The organism is Pseudalkalibacillus decolorationis (assembly GCF_024609785.1).
Classification (GTDB): Bacteria; Bacillota; Bacilli; order Bacillales; family Fictibacillaceae; genus Pseudalkalibacillus; species Pseudalkalibacillus decolorationis.
On record NZ_JANHJQ010000003.1, the window covers coordinates 74,259 to 90,226 of the forward strand.

A 15,968-nucleotide genomic window follows, 5' to 3' on the forward strand; every position below is an offset into this window, starting at 1 on the left:
CGAATAGATAGGAGTACTTAATGTAGTTTACGAGGCTCCTATCTACTTTTCTAGTTCTAAATTGTAGGAATCTTATCAGTATCTACGTAGCCTTAATCACTTTTGTAATTATTGTAAAAATAAAGAGAAACCATCCTCAGGGGGATCGTTATTAAAAGTAAAGTCATTAATTTTATCTTGCCATACCATTTCTAAAACCATTCTATGCTCAAGTACATAATCATTAAGAAATGTCTTTTGATTTTCGGAACTTAATCCTAAGAATCCTTTTGTAACGGTGTGACTCAGGGTTTTTACAAAATGACTAAACCAATATATGAACAATATGCATCAAGAAAAGACATGAAAAACAAGAGGTTCTCATTTCAAGAATCGAGAACCTCTTGTTTTGTTTTACACGTTAAGAAAGTATAAAAATACTTTCTATAGTATAAGGGCAACTAAGGCTCACCCTGCGCCAAAGGCTTGGCATTGCCAAGTTTTCTTTAAATTCTAATACACTTTCTTCGTAAATGCCCCTTTTAAGGTAAACTTTCTCTCACTCGCAGGAATTTCAACCTAGTAGTATATCACTAAACCCCTGTGCTATTTTCACAAATACGGTTTGGCCAAGGGACGGTTAATCCCGGTCTCTGCCAAATTCATAGTAGGATCTTTCCACATTATTATTTTGAGCGTTTATTGCTTTACCTTTCGCTTTTCCTTTGCCTTTCTTTTTAACCTCAGATCCTACCGAAGCAAAGATACTATTTGCTAGGAGTCGATAGCTGTATTGAGTATGTGCTCTAAATGCAAGGTCATTAGCGAAAAGGGTAATGGTGGTGTCTTCAAGGTCTTTTGTGAAGGCAAGTGTTTGACCCCTTGCTTTCTCGTGTCCAGGCCACCATCCAGCAACATAGAAATCATCAGCTTCACTAAAGGATGCTAATACCTCTGCATCCTCAGGTACTGAAGTAATCCATGCACCTGATGTTGTATAAAGAAGTTCATTCGACTCATAACCAGAAGTCAGTATATGATCATTGACCTTTGCTTTAAAAAGACCTTCATGACCATTTCTTGTGTAATCTATATCAAACCCGGTGAGCACCCCGCTTTTTTCTACAGCATTCAGTGTGTTTACTCCAATACCAACAAAGGATTTTCCGGATAAGCTATTCGGGTCAAAGCTTCTTCCATTACTGATAATTACATCTGCATCAGCTTGATCGACCAATTCAAAACCTAGCTCTCTTAAGGTGAATGTTAATTGAGGTGACCCCGTTACCGCAACTCTTGGCATCTTTAATTGTTCCGTTTTCAAATGCTTGGAAGTACCTAAAGGCTTTGACTCGAAATAATAATTCTTTCCATAAATCTTTAGGTCCTTTGTACGGACAATATAGTCTCCTTTATTGACTCTGGCTTTTGTTTCAAGCGCTTTTTCGACAGTTCTTCCATTTTTAAGAAGTTCATTCACTAGTTTAATCGTGTCATTATTGGTATTTTTCAACACTTGCATTGGTGGCTTTCCAACAGCTTTACCCGTTGGCAAGGTTACGTTTTCTAATTCAACAGTGTTCGTTGCAAAAGCACCTGGTACACGAATTTCATGAACATCGAATCCCCGTAAGTCCGGGAAATTGACGACTACTGGGTCATACATTGCTCCCCAGTCAGACACATTTTCACCTTTATATAGCACAGCATTTGCCAGCCCGCGTTTTGCTTGATTCATAGGTACGACAAATGTTCCTTTAGGATACTTTGTCCCATTTACATTCATGTTTTTTGTTGTTTGTACAACTTCCACACCATTACGAAGTAAATATTCTACCATCTTGTGTGCTTGAAGATTATTTTTTTGCTCCTTATCATCTGTCGGAATCACATAGTAATCCGGGAAGAAGTTCTCATTTTCTCCTCTATTACGTCCAATCGATTCCCCTTCAGCATTAACAAAGTATTCGTCTACTGCTCGGTTATCTTCTCCGTTCACGCCGCGCTTAAATAACATAAGCTGGTTTTTATATAATCGATCCTTGTTTTCTGTAACAAACAATGTTGACCCTAGACCTGCACCTACCATGGCATTAAAAGAATTTTGACTTAGCGTAGGAACTTCAATCGTATGACCTAATGATCCATGAAGCATCGCATACATGGCAGTATAAGCTGGAGTCATATCATCCCAACCATCACTCCACTCAAGTGCCGGAATAAAATAAGAACTTAAATCAGAGTTGCTGATCCCTGCTTTTCCCATTGCATGAGCCTGTTCAATCATCGTATTGTAAAGCAGATCATACTCAAAGTTAGGGTTATGTGGCGGCGTTGTTGGCTCAATTAAAAATCCATTAACGTAGCCATGCATATCGATAAAAGATAGCGGCGTCCATTTTGCAATGGCTTGTGTCACTTTTTGTGTTTCAACTTGTGTTTGGTAATGGTTGTCACGATTTAAGTCAAAGCCGTTTGCATTCGCTCTAGTATTTGCGACTCTTCCATCAGGATTGTTTGTAAACATGTATAGGAAGATGACATCATCGAGGACTTCATCAACATTTAACGTTACACTTCTTTCTTCCTCATTTTTAACAGTATTAAATGTTATTTCGTCCTTAAGCGCAAACTTCTTTAGTAATTCAACCGAAGCATCCACACCTTCAACTTCATCAGGATGAATATTGTTTAACCAAATCGGAACTTGATAATTGCCCATTGTCCCATTTTCGAGTTTTTCGATTAAACTTTGAGGATTTTCTAATGCGGTAGGTAATGTTTCATTTAAATATTTATCAACGGCATTTTTATCTTTTGCTAGGATTACGAAGTGAAGATCACGTCCCTGTACTGTCTTACCAAGACTTTTGTACTCAAGGTAGCGATCATTTGTTTTTTCAGCCTTTTCAAATATTTGATCAATCGTTGGTTTGATTTGATCGTAAAATAAGAATTCGTCATATACATTAAGCTTGACAGTCGTTGCAGCCTTTGATCGACTTTCCGGATGGAACAATTCTAATTCATAATCGCCGATAAATTGTTGATATTGCGTCCGAATCGTTCTGTTTGATAGATTACTAGTGTCAAAAAGAAGTCCGAACTCCAAAGTTGCCTTGATAGTAGTTGTCCCTTCAACGTAGTGCGGTTCTTCGACAACCGTAATAAAGGGGTCTCCAGAAAAACTTTCTTCACTACTATTCCATTTTTTCCAATCAGATAGGTTCTTTCCACCAAATGTCCATTCTAATTGATCTAAATCTATTTCCTCACCAAAATCAGCTATTACCTCAACTTTACGAGCTTCCGTCAGTGAAAAAAGAGATCTGCTTGCCTCAAGTTCCACTACATCATACTGTTCTGCAGCTTCATTTGCGAAAACAGGGAATGCAGTTTGTGTAAAGATGGATAGTACCATTATGAACACCAGCCAACCTGCAACGTGTTTCTTCATAAAATCTTCCTTTCTATGTATATAGTAACTACCAAATTAATATAGCAGAATATTCGAATAATTAACAGTGGAATATTTCGAAAGTCGAAAGTTTCTATCGACAAATTGTGAGTTTTGTTTATACATGGCATTAAAAGGTTCATAAAATTAACAAAACCCGTACACTTCCTTAATTTGAAGTTTATAGACTTTATTTATGATGAACCTGAATAGATAGGAGGAGAGTAGGAATGGAAATTCAAGAGAATGGACGGAAACTCAACATGCAAAAGGTATGGATGGTTTTGATTGTTGCCTTAATGATCGTTTCCATGACCGGTTTCGGAAGCAATGTGAATGCGGAGGAAGATGATGAGAAACATGGACGACCGGTAAACGTAAAGGTAATGTCATTTAACATCCATCATGCTGAAGGAATTGATGGTGTTTTGGATTTAGAGCGAATTGCACGAATCATTGAGGATTCTGATACGGATATTGTTGGCTTGCAAGAGGTGGACAATCATTGGTCAGAACGGAGCGATTTTAAAGACCAGGCGAAAGAGCTGGCAAAGCGTCTCGGAATGTTCTATACATATGCACCTAACCTTGACCGCGAACCTTTAGAAGTGGGAGGGCACCGTCGTCAGTATGGAACTGCTGTTTTAAGCAAATATCCGATCATCGAGTCTGAAAATCATCTACTAACGAAGATCGGGAACACAGAGCAACGTGGTCTTTTGGAAACAACAATCAATGTAAAAGGGAATCACTTGCATTTCTATAACACGCACTTGGCGTTAACTTCTGCAGAGCGTGAAATTCAATTGAAAGAAATAATCGAAATCGCTGGTGAAAAAAAGGGACCAAAAGTGATCATGGGAGACTTGAACGCGACTCCAACAAGCAATGAAATGAAGCTGATGTACGCTAATTATGTAGATGCTTTTGCAAAAACGCCAGAAGCATACACGTATCCGGCAGAAGACCCATCTAAGCGAATCGATTACATTTTTACGTCCGATAATATTGAAACGGGAGAAACAGAAGTGATTTCAACCAACGCTTCTGATCACCTTCCATTGACCGCAGAAATCGTTTTGGAGCGAGAAAAACCATACAATAATGGAGACGATAAATAATCAGGAAAAACTTGACCGCTAGTTATTAAGAGACTAGCGGTTTTTTTGTTTACAAAATCATTGTGCTTTGATTTAGTAGTACGATAACATAAGAAGGGATTCGTATTCACTTGCAGAATGTATAGTTAATTTAATCTAAAAGTTATCCCATTATTTTTTACATTTGCGTCCCGTAGAAAAGGGGTAATGAACTAAAATTGAATTGTGGGATACATAGCTATTTTGGAATGGAGTGATCGATAAGGTGCTTTACATATGGAATATCGAAAATATTATTCAAAATACATTACAGGAGCTCAATTTAGAAATCAATTATGATTTTGACAATAGTCTTTCTGTGCCTATGAGTTATAACGTATCAACAAATACGATCAAATTTAACTACCTTCAAGTTAACGGTTATAAAAGTAAAATCAATATTAAAGTGACAGAAGAAAACTTTGTTAAACTTATTGTTTATCGTATGATTGGTTATTATTTAGATTATAAGAAAAACAAATATGATTTAAGAATTCTGATGTTTGGTGACGATGAAGAAAAAGAAGACCTTACTTCTAAAATAGAGGCGAACGCTTGGGAATTTGGGAGAACGGTGGTACCTGAACAACTATTAGAGTCATATGATAGTTTCCGTGATTTAGATAAGCTACTATTAAAGCACTGATAAATAAAAAATCACCTGTTTGAGCTAAGTTGATTAAACATGAAAAGGGGTAGTCAATATGAAATATAACTTTGATGAAATTATAAATCGGAGAGGTACATATTCACTTAAATGGGATGGCGGAGATCTTATAAAACAGGTGGGTCTTACTGAAAGATACGACGAAGAAACGATACCTTTATTTACAGCGGACATGGATTTGCCCGTACCGCAGCCATTATTAGATGCATTGCATAAAACGGTTGATCATAAAATATTTGGTTATTCTGTATTACCCGATGAGTACTTTGAAGCGATTCAACATTGGTTTAAAAAGAGACATGATTGGGATATCAAGGGTGAAGAAATCATCTACAGCCCAGGTACTGTTCATGCGTTGAATATTGCAGTGAAAGCATTTACAGGTCCAGGGGACGGTATCATTATTCAACGTCCAGTTTATCCACCATTTACACCAGCGATAGAAGGTAATGGAAGAGAAGTAATGAATAATGCGCTTAAATGTGATGACGATGGGTATTATTCGATAGATTTTGAGGATTTTGAAGCTAAAGCAAAAGAAGAAAATACGAAACTGTTCATCTTATGTAATCCTCATAATCCAACAGGAAGAGTCTTTAATATAGATGAGCTTAAAAAATTATCCGATATTTGTGCAAAAAATGATGTGCTCATCATTGCAGATGAAATTCACGGAGATTTAATTAGACGTGATCAAACCTTTATTCCAATCGGAAAAGCTGCGAAAAATGAGGATCATATTATCACGTTTACAGCAATCAACAAAACATTTAATGTAGCAGGGCTTCATTGTACGAATGTAATCATTCCAAATCCAGAGCTGAGAGAAATATTCAGGGGCGTATTGGGAATGCAATTACCATCACCATTTACTATATCTGCACTCATAGCTGTATATAATGAAGGGGAAGAATGGTTAGAACAATTGAAAGAATATATAGATGGCACAATGGAATTTGTGAAAAATTTCTTAGCAGAAAGCATGCCTAAAGTCAAAGTGAGGATTCCTGAAGGCACTTATATTATGTGGATGGACTTTAGTGGTTATGGCATATCTCCAGAAGAAGTTCATGATCGTATTTATAACAAAGCCAATGTTCTATTGGAAGATGGAAATATGTTTGGAGAAGAGGGATTAAACTATCAGAGAATTTGTATCCCATCTCCTAGGCCAATTATAAAAGAAGCATTTGAAAGAATCGCAAGAGAATTCGAAGACATCAATCAAACATAAACCTGTTAATGGAAAAGCCCAATTTCTCAATTTTTATGCGGAGGAATTGGGCTTTTTGTATAGATTATTGTGAGCCAGCCGTGCATTATTACTACCCGTGGTCGATATATTCGGTCTTTTAGAGGAGGATGGTCTGTTTTTACAGAATAAGGTATTCGTATGGAGTCAATGATGCCCCAGGATAAGGGAACCATACGCCGTCTATGATGCCCTCGAAAGGCGTTTTTTACCCGGTGGTCACATTGAATTTGGGGAAAGTTCAAAAGATGGCTTGATAAGAGAAATTAAAGAAGAATTAGGTATTAAGTGTACAGTAGGTGGTTTCCTTAGATTAGTAAAACATAAATGGGAGAAACAAGGTATATTACATTGCGAAATAAACCAAGTATTTAAGGTTAAAGCGATGAATTAAATACAAATTATATCCCAAAATCAAGCGAATCTCATCTAAAGTTTTTCTGGTGTAGTGCAAATGAATTGGATACCGAAAATTTGCAACCTTATTCATTCAACTAAAGAGCCATTTTATTAAAAAGGGAAGGGATTTTTAAGAATTTGGTAGAACTTAGAATAAGGTTATTCATAGTGGAAATACTCTGGACTATTGCCGTACCTGAAATTAAAGGCTGTATTTCAATAATCTAGCCCAGACTGGATAAAAGGCATGCTTGAGCCGTATGTTGGAAACTGACACGTTCGGTTCTTAGGGGGGACAGTGACTAAGAGGTCGCCCTTCTACCCGACAAAATGGGGCAATAACCTATTCGTATGAAGAAGGCTTATGGGGGAAAACCAACAACTGAACGACAAAAATAAACCTTTTGAAATTACCATGTGAGTCCTAATTCATCATAATAAACATCTGCTTCAATAAAACAATTCCTCATTAAGCCTACCAATATTTCAATCTACTTTGCCCAGGTTACACTAGTACTGGGCCAAATACGAAAATCTCATTTATTTTGGCTTCCACGACAAAACTATGTAACTTATTTTATGTAATACTTCTATTTGCTAAGTCGTATTTATTAGCATAAATGCATCATATGAACCGAGGAGTGGTTATATGAAAGGTTTCTCTTTTATGGAAAAAGCGATTGAAGTGGCTTTAGAAAATGTCATGTCCAACCACGGTGGACCATTTGGAGCCGTTGTTGTTAAAGACGGTAAAATAATTGGTACCGGCCGAAATGGGGTAACAGCATCAAATGATCCAACTGCACACGCTGAGGTGCAGGCCATAAGGGCAGCTTGCCAATATTTAAACGACTACCAGCTTATCGATTGTGAGATCTATACGAGTTGTGAACCTTGTCCGATGTGTATCGGAGCAATCTATTGGGCGAGGCCAAAAGCTGTTTATTATGCATGTACGAAGGAAGATGCGGCGAAAATAGGTTTCGACGATCAGTTTATTTATGAACAGCTTTCCCTTCCAATTGACCAGCGTAATATTACTATGAAACAAATTTCTCCAAATCAATTTGATTTACCGTTTAAAACATGGGAAAAATCAAAAGATAAAAAACATTACTAATCTTTGGAGCCATTGCCATTGTTGATGGGTATTTCAGATTTGATAAAATCTATCTTTGTGTAAATTGGAGGAGTTTTATGATGAGGAAAATTCTTTTTACTGTTAATGATGCTCCCTGCTCTATTACTTGCCATCCTGCTAAAACACTGTTGGATGTTCTAAGAGAAGATTTGGATTTGACAGCAAGTAAAGAGTGCTGCGGTAAAGGAGAATGCGGCTCATGTTCGGTCCTTGTTAATAATGAGGTGGTTTGTTCGTGTCTGATTCTCGTTGGGCAGGTGGAAAATCAAAATGTAATTACTTGTGAAGGGGTCGGATTAACTCCTCATCTGGATCATATACAGGAGTCCTTTATTGAAGAAGGCGCAACACAATGTGGCTACTGTACTCCAGGTATCATCGTATCCGCAAAGGCTTTTCTCAATGACGTAGATTATGTTCCTTCTGTTGATGAAATTAAGACTGCCCTTGGCGGGAATCTTTGCCGATGTACCGGATATTCGAAAATCATTCAGGCTATAAAAACAGCAGCGGAGAAGAATCTTAAAGAGCTAGGAACAGTATAGAGTTAATGGGTGTGACCGCCATTCTTCTTGCAGCCGGACAGTCAAGCCGTATGGGCAAATTAAAAGGTCTCCTTCCTTGGAAGGGGGTAACATTATTTGAGCACCAGCTAATGACACTAGAAAAGTCTTCCGTGGAAGAAATCATTGTCGTAGTCGCAGAACAATTTATGAAACTAGCAAAATATTTTCTAGTAAGGATGGAATTCAATAAAAATTATCCATTCGGGAAATGCTCTTCAATCTTATCTGGACTTCAAGCTATGAAAAATCCCAAAAATAATATTTTAATAGCAGCATTAGATCAGCCTTTAGACACTGATACCATTAATAGTCTTTCTGAAACACTAGCAGGTAGTGGTCACCCCATTGCAGTGCCTGTTTTCCTCGGAAAAAGAGGCCATCCCATTCTTTTTTCGGGGTCATTACACAATGATCTGCTCACCATCAATGAAGAAACTATGGGTCTTAGGAGCATTTTTCAAAAATATAAAGATACTGTTATGGAGGTACCTGTAAACAATCCAGCAATTCTACTAAATCTTAACACCCCGGATGATTATCAAATGGCTTTAAAGTGCGTGTTCAAAAAGGAGGATTAAAAGAGCCGAGATTTCTGAAGTTCAACTAAAAACGTCACGTCCTGTGACAACGTCGAACTGACTCACATCCTGTGAGCCTCCGGATTTTTTGAACAACCTCTTAAAACAACAATAAAGGAGGACCGTTCACCATGCTAATCTCTGAAATTGGACCTCGTCTCCCCTGTCTCTTTACAAGAATGCTTAAAGCTGATATCCGATGAAAGCATTGACCATAGATTGATAGCGGGCGGAACTGATGCAGCAGTGAGGATGAAGGAAGGAAAATGGCGTCCAGAAGTTTGGATAAACATCAAAGGTATACATGAATTGCGTTACATTTCAGAAAAGGACGGTGCCATCCACATTGGACCATTAACAACACACACTGATATCATTCGCCACACCCTGCTTCAAAAGAAAGCCGATGTATTAGTGGAGGCTGCCCGTGAAGTAGGTGCAATTCAAATGCAAAATATGGGAACAATCGGGGGAAATATCGGGACTGCTTCACCTGCCGGGGACACCATCCCAGCACTTTATGTACTCGGTGCAGTATTTGAACTGCGCTCCATTACTTCTGTACGTCTGGTACCAATCGAAGAATTCTTTATAGGACCAGGTAAAACCATTTTAAAGAAAAAAGAAATGATTACAAACATTATAATCCCACCTCAAAAAGCAAATGAAATCGGTATTTTTCAAAAGCTCGGTCCAAGAAAAGCACAATCTATTTCGATCGTGAATGTAGCTATTTCGCTTTTAATGGGTAAGGATCGCAAATGCCTGGGCGGAAAAATTGCCTTTGGGGCCGTAGCACCCACCATTATCAGGGCAAAAAAATGTGAGGCATTATTGACACAGCAGCCTTTGACAGATGAAATAATTCAAAATATCGGAAAAATCGCCTGGAAAGAGGTGATGCCGATAACGGATGGAAGAGCAACTGCCGCATACCGGAGAGATATGGCAAGCTCGCTGCTCGAACGCGGATTATATCGACTTTTAAGGAGGTGGGAAAACGATGGAGAAAAATAATACAGAAGCCTTGAATTGGGTAGGAAAAAGGGTCAAACGAATTGATGGACCCGAAAAGGTGACAGGTGAATTAAAATACATGACCGATTACCAGTTCGACAATATGCTGTGGGGAAAAGTTCTTCGCGCAAAATACCCTCATGCCAAGATAAAATCAATAAATACAAAAAAGGCTGAACAACTGTCCGGTGTTGTAACGGTTCTTACCCATCAAGACATCCCTGGATTTAACGGCTTCGGTATCGTTATTCCCGATCAGCCGGTACTATGCTCTAAAGTCGTCCGGTGTACGGCTGATGCGATTGCTTTGGTTGCGGCAGAAACCCTGGAAATTGCAGAACAGGCCCTTGAATTAATCGAGGTGGACTATGAACTGCTCGAAGTGATTTCAGATGCTGAAAAGGCTATGTTACCAACAGCTCTAAACCTCCACCCTGACGGAAATATCCACAGCCACGTAAAAATCAAAAATGGTGAGGTTGATCAAGCCTTTCAGGAAGCAGATATTATCGTTGAAAACACCTATTACTCCCCCCGCCAAATGCATGCTTTTATTGAAACAGAGGGCGGCTGGGGTGTAATGGATGAGGAAGGCTTCATCACCATTCGCTGTCCTGGCCAATATGCCTATCGCGACAGAATGCAAATCGCACGTGCGCTCGCTTACAATCCTGAGCGGATTCGAGTCATTTCCAGTCCAATCGGAGGAGCCTTTGGCGGAAAGGATGAAATAACAGTCCAGATATACCTCGCTCTTCTAGCTATGCATACGAATGGCCGTCCTGTAAAAATTCATTACAGCCGTGAAGAATCGGTCATTGCAGGGATAAAACGGCATCCTTTCAAGGTTTATATGAAAACAGCTGCGAAAAAAGACGGCACTTTATTAGCGAACGAAGTTAGGGCTGTTGCTGATACAGGAGCTTATGCATCGCTTGGCGGAGAGGTTATTGCACTTGCAATTGAACATTCATGTGGTCCTTATAAAATACCGAATGTAAACCTGGAAGGGTTTTGTGTATATACGAATAATGGGATAGCAGGAGCTTTTAGAGGATTTGGAGTCAATCAAGTCTGTATGGGCATTGAAACTCATTTAGATATGATTACGGAGATGCTCTGTATAGACCCTGTCGAAATTCGCAAGAAAAACGTCTATCACCAAGGAGAAATTTCAAGCTTAGGGCATATCGTAAAAACGAGCGTAGGTACTTATAAAACCCTTGAAACCGCAGAAAATTGTGATCTATGGAAAAACAGGGAAAAATACAAAGCTGATGTCAGTGAACCTTGGAAAAAAAGAGGAGTATCCCTCGCTACCTCCTTTCATGGAATTGGCATGGGAGTAGGATTGCCTGATTATGGCGCAGCATCCATTGAACTTTTGCCTGACGGAAAATTCCTTGTTGCAGTTGGCTGTGAAGAAATCGGCGGAGGAAATGGCACAGTCTATGCACAAGTAGCCGCTGAAATCCTTAAATGTGATATAAGCCAAATCAAAGTGGTTCAAGGCGACACATCCAAGACGATTGACGGAGGTACTGTGACCGCATCCCGTTCTACCTATACAGGAGGCAGAGCTGTTGCTGCTGCAGCACCAAATATGCTTAAACTACTTACGGAAACTGCCGCAGAAATGCTTGAGGTTCCTGCATCAAAAGTAGAAGTTAATCCTAATCGTATAGCAGCAAACGGATCATGTCTAACATATCAGTCTATATTTGATTACCTCTATCAAAAAAGGAAACAAACTCGAGTTGAAGGTCACTTCTTCCTTCCAAAAGAAAAGAAAGAAATTGAAGGTTCAGGCGGAGCACCACATCATATATACGGCTATCTGACACATGTTGTGATGGTAGAGGTTGATACATTAACAGGTGAAACAGACGTTCTTCGAGTTGTATCTATTCCTGATGCCGGCAAGGTGATAAATCCGCAGGGACTAGAGGGCCAGGCAGAAGGCGGAGCTGTTATGGGTATTGGGTACACATTGTTCGAAGATGTATTAATTGAAGAAGGCTATCATAAAACACGAAATTTCACAGACTATATCATCCCTACCATTCGAGAAACTCCACTAATTGAAACATTTCCAGTCGAGGAAGCTGAACATTCAGGGCCATTTGGTGCGAAGGGTATTGGAGAAGTTGTAATGATCCCGATTATTCCAGCTATCATGTCTGCTATTTATGATGCAACAGGCGCAAGGATCAAGCATCTTCCTGCAACACCAGAAAGAGTTTTTAATGCATTAAAAGCCTTAAAAAATGAAAATATCCAATCTGCAAGGTGACCCGAAATGATGAATGAGAGTATGTATGAAAAACTCACTGAAGCGCTTAATGAGCGAAAAGATACATTCTTATTAACGATTACCAGCCATCCTGAAAAGCAATTAATTGGCGCTAAAGCACTATTATGGCCTGATGGAGATTTTTATACTGAAGACCCTATTTCGTTAGATTTGAACAAAAGTTTGATAGAAAAGTGCGAAAAGCTAATGAAAAAAAAGCGGTCCGGCACGATACATTTGCAGTGGAACGAGGTCTCAATAGAGTGTTTTGCAGAATATTTCCCTGCTCCCATTCACTTAATTATTGCCGGTGCAGGCCATGTTTGTGAACCGGTTGCAGAAATGGGAAGAATGCTTGGCTTTTTTGTCACTGTACTGGATGACCGGGAAGAATTTGCCAGCAGGGATCGTTTCCCTCTTGCAGATCAGGTTATTTGCAGGTCCTATCTCCACTATTTTCAAACTGTCAAATTATCTGATAAAACCTATATTCTCCTGCTGACAAGAGGACATAAATTTGATGTTTTGAGTTTAAGAGAGCTATTAAAACGCAATGAAAAACCAGCTTATATTGGGATGATCGGCAGCAGAAGGCGAATATCCGGCGTTTTTGAAGAACTGAAACAGGACTTCCCTGATGATTGTTTTGACCAGCTTTATACCCCTGTTGGACTTGATATAGGGGCACAGACCCCATCTGAAATTGCAGTGAGCATAATGGCGGAAATTTTAAAAGTGAAAAATCAAAAATCCGGTCACTCCTTAAGTGAAAAAGTAAAAAAATACGCCAAGCTTGGGTTTCAAGAGGGGGGTCAAAATGGAGCAGCTGCAACTCATAAAACGCGCAATTGAAATTAGGAAAGGGGATGAAAAAGCAGCATTAGCCTCCATTATTCGCACAAAAGGTTCTACCCCCCGCAAAGCAGGCGGCAGAATGATTATCTTTGATTGCGGAAAAATTGAAGGAACGATCGGCGGTGGCTGCGGTGAAGCAGCGGTGATTGAAAAAGCTATTGAGGTACTTCAATCAAACCTTCCTGCTCAGCATCGTGTGGACCTTACAAGCGGGCTGCTTTATGAAGACGGAGGCATAATGGATATATTTATCGAACCGCTGTGAACCATTCACGTAAAAGAAAAGCGGAAGCGCCCTGCTTAGCCACGAAGGTCACTTCAGAACGACGAGGAGGCTGTCGCCGCCGCAGGAGGGCTGAAGTGATCCAAGTGGTTGGTCGCTGTAGCTGGACATTACATCGATGCGGCAAATATTTTATACATTCTTTACTTCTAAAAAAGGAGGAGTCCTTGTTGAAGCAAACAATTGAACAGCTGAAAAAGAGAATTGATGTGGCAGCTAAAAGAACTCCTGCCGATCTTGTTATAAAAAACGGGAAAATCATTAATGTTTTTACTCATGAAACTTTGGAAGGGGATTTAGCCATTGCAGATGGCTATTTTGCCGGGATTGGCAGATATGAAGGATATGAAACAATAGATGTCTCAGGAAAATACATTGCCCCTGGATTAATTGATGGGCATGTTCATATTGAGTCTGCAATGATAACACCAGCAGAATTTGCTAATGTTGTTCTCCCAAATGGGGTAACGTCTGTCATTGCAGATCCTCATGAAATTGCAAATGTCAGTGGAGCCCTGGGTATAGAATATATGATCAAATCCTCTGAAGGAATTCCGCTAGATGTTTTCTTTATGCTTCCCTCCTGTGTTCCTGCCACACCTTTTGAAAACGCGGGAGCTGTATTAAATGATGAACAATTGGAATCGTTTTATGCGCATCCAAGAGTCCTAGGGCTTGGAGAGGTAATGGATTACCCGGCTGTTTTCCATAATGAAGAAAAAATGCTTAACAAGCTTGTGTCTGCCTCTTTAAAAGGAAAGAGGATAGATGGGCATGCCGCGGGAATCGATTCAGACGGTATTAACATTTATATGGCTGCAGGCATCCGAACTGATCATGAATGTGTAACTTCTGAAGAAGCATTAGACCGGCTGCGTAAAGGAATGTACGTCATGCTGCGGGAAGGTTCGGCCGCAAGAGATTTAACAACCCTTTTAAAAGCTGTTAATGAGAAAAATGCCCGCCGCTGTCTGTTTGTAACCGACGATAAACATCTAGATGACATCATCAGTGAAGGCAGCATCGATCATAATGTACGGGTGGCCATTAGAGAAGGTTTAGACCCTCTTCTCGCTATACAAATGGCAACTTTGAATGCAGCAGAATGCTTCGGCCTTAAACATAAGGGGGCCATTGCTCCGGGATATGAAGCCGATTTTTTAATTATTGATGATCCTAAAAATATTCAAGTTGATTTGGTATTTAAAAGTGGGAAGCTCGTGGCCAAAAACGGAGAAATGGCTGCAAGGACAAAGTCAACAACGTCTCCTTCTCCTTCCATTATTGACAGCATGAGGCTTAATCTGATTACAAGCGAGCACTTACAAATTAAGCTTACCGATGACAGCTTGGCCAACATAATTGGCATTATTCCAAACAGCATTGTGACAAAACATCTGATTGAAAAAGTAGATTGTATGAATGGCCTTTTCCAAAGCAGCACAGAAAAAGACTTTTTGAAATTAGCAGTAATAGAAAGACATAGAAACACAGGTAATATTGGTGTAGGAATCATAAATGGATTGGGGATAAAAAACGGGGCAATAGCTTCAACAGTCGCTCATGATTCCCATAATGTCGTGGCAGCAGGAACAACAGATGATGACATTATAAAAGCCGTAACAGTAACCGCACAAATGAATGGTGGATTGGCAGTCGTTCAAAACGGGCAAATATTGGCTTCTCTCCCACTGCCAATAGCAGGCCTAATGTCTGAAGCGCAATCATCAATCGTAAATGAGAGGTTAATGGAATTAAATAAGGCGTTAAGGAAAATCGGCTGTACGATGGAATTCAATCCGTTTTTAACCTTATCTTTTTTGGCTCTTCCCGTTATCCCAGAACTAAGGCTAACAGATACAGGATTGTTTGACGTAAAAACATTCAAACATATTGACGTGAATTACAAACAGGAAATTTTTTAGTAACAATTTTGGGTGTGAGCGGATGAGTTCAATGAGAATGGCTACTTCATCGGACCAACAATTTTTCATAATGTGACTCCTTTTATGAAAATTCGGAAGGATGAGATCTTTGCACCGATCCTTTCTGTCGTACGTGTGAATAGTATTAAAAAAGCGATCGAATTGACGAACCATTCTGATTTCGGAAACGGAGCGTGCCTATTCACACAGGATGGCAGCAATCTCCGTTACTTCAAGGAGAACATCGAGGTCGGCATGCTTGGAGTCAATATCGGCTTACAAGCACCGATGGCGTTCTTCCCGTTCTCTGGATGGAAGAGGAAAATTACTCTTATCCATAAGAGCCTATAACTACCCTAATAAGCTTCTAATATAAGGAATATAAATGCTTGAAGGACAAAACTGAGTTGGGGAACA

At 39.5% G+C, this 15,968-nt stretch carries 13 protein-coding genes and 1 pseudogene; 13 read left to right on the plus strand and 1 reads right to left on the minus strand.

Annotated features, from left to right (window positions below; translation table 11 throughout):
* Window positions 1-619 precede the first annotated feature (619 nt).
* Entirely contained in the window at window positions 620-3,436 is a 2,817-nt protein-coding gene (locus tag NON16_RS04040) for a M14 family metallopeptidase (protein ID WP_257347321.1), read from the minus strand.
* Window positions 3,437-3,666: 230 nt separating this feature from the next.
* Between NON16_RS04040 and NON16_RS04045 the strand changes: the two genes are divergently transcribed.
* From NON16_RS04045 to NON16_RS04105, 13 genes and pseudogenes are all read left to right on the plus strand, one after another.
* On the plus strand, window positions 3,667-4,557 hold the full coding sequence (locus tag NON16_RS04045; protein WP_257347322.1) for an endonuclease/exonuclease/phosphatase family protein: 891 nt from the start codon (window positions 3,667-3,669) through the stop codon (window positions 4,555-4,557).
* 244 nt (window positions 4,558-4,801) lie between these two features.
* Window positions 4,802-5,221, plus strand: coding sequence for a hypothetical protein (locus tag NON16_RS04050; RefSeq protein ID WP_257347323.1), 420 nt, complete (start codon window positions 4,802-4,804; stop codon window positions 5,219-5,221).
* Between the two features lie 58 nt (window positions 5,222-5,279).
* Window positions 5,280-6,476, plus strand: a complete 1,197-nt coding sequence (locus tag NON16_RS04055) for a MalY/PatB family protein (RefSeq protein WP_257347324.1) — start codon at window positions 5,280-5,282, stop codon at window positions 6,474-6,476.
* 271 nt (window positions 6,477-6,747) lie between these two features.
* Entirely contained in the window at window positions 6,748-6,888 is a 141-nt protein-coding gene (locus NON16_RS04060; protein ID WP_257347325.1) for an NUDIX hydrolase, read from the plus strand.
* 654 nt (window positions 6,889-7,542) lie between these two features.
* Window positions 7,543-8,013, plus strand: a complete 471-nt coding sequence (locus NON16_RS04065) for a nucleoside deaminase (protein ID WP_257347326.1) — start codon at window positions 7,543-7,545, stop codon at window positions 8,011-8,013.
* A gap of 77 nt (window positions 8,014-8,090) precedes the next feature.
* Entirely contained in the window at window positions 8,091-8,579 is a 489-nt protein-coding gene (locus tag NON16_RS04070) for a (2Fe-2S)-binding protein (protein ID WP_257347327.1), read from the plus strand.
* Window positions 8,580-8,584: 5 nt separating this feature from the next.
* Window positions 8,585-9,178, plus strand: coding sequence for a nucleotidyltransferase family protein (locus NON16_RS04075; protein WP_257347328.1), 594 nt, complete (start codon window positions 8,585-8,587; stop codon window positions 9,176-9,178).
* 147 nt (window positions 9,179-9,325) lie between these two features.
* The gene (locus NON16_RS04080) at window positions 9,326-10,195 is read left to right on the plus strand and encodes an FAD binding domain-containing protein (protein ID WP_257347329.1); all 870 of its coding nucleotides are present in this window, start codon (window positions 9,326-9,328) and stop codon (window positions 10,193-10,195) included.
* On the plus strand, window positions 10,182-12,488 hold the full coding sequence (locus NON16_RS04085) for a xanthine dehydrogenase family protein molybdopterin-binding subunit (protein ID WP_257347330.1): 2,307 nt from the start codon (window positions 10,182-10,184) through the stop codon (window positions 12,486-12,488). Before NON16_RS04080 ends, NON16_RS04085 begins: the two co-directional genes overlap by 14 nt.
* A gap of 6 nt (window positions 12,489-12,494) precedes the next feature.
* Window positions 12,495-13,340, plus strand: a complete 846-nt coding sequence (locus NON16_RS04090) for an XdhC family protein (RefSeq protein ID WP_257347331.1) — start codon at window positions 12,495-12,497, stop codon at window positions 13,338-13,340.
* Window positions 13,306-13,608 (plus strand): XdhC family protein, encoded by a 303-nt coding sequence (locus NON16_RS04095; protein ID WP_257347332.1) that lies wholly within the window; start codon window positions 13,306-13,308, stop codon window positions 13,606-13,608. The genes NON16_RS04090 and NON16_RS04095 overlap by 35 nt, the downstream gene beginning before the upstream one ends.
* Before the next feature lie 188 nt (window positions 13,609-13,796).
* Entirely contained in the window at window positions 13,797-15,551 is a 1,755-nt protein-coding gene (gene ade / locus NON16_RS04100) for an adenine deaminase (protein WP_257347333.1), read from the plus strand.
* 33 nt (window positions 15,552-15,584) lie between these two features.
* Window positions 15,585-15,869, plus strand: a pseudogene (locus NON16_RS04105) (aldehyde dehydrogenase family protein); the annotation flags it as partial.
* Window positions 15,870-15,968 lie beyond the last annotated feature (99 nt).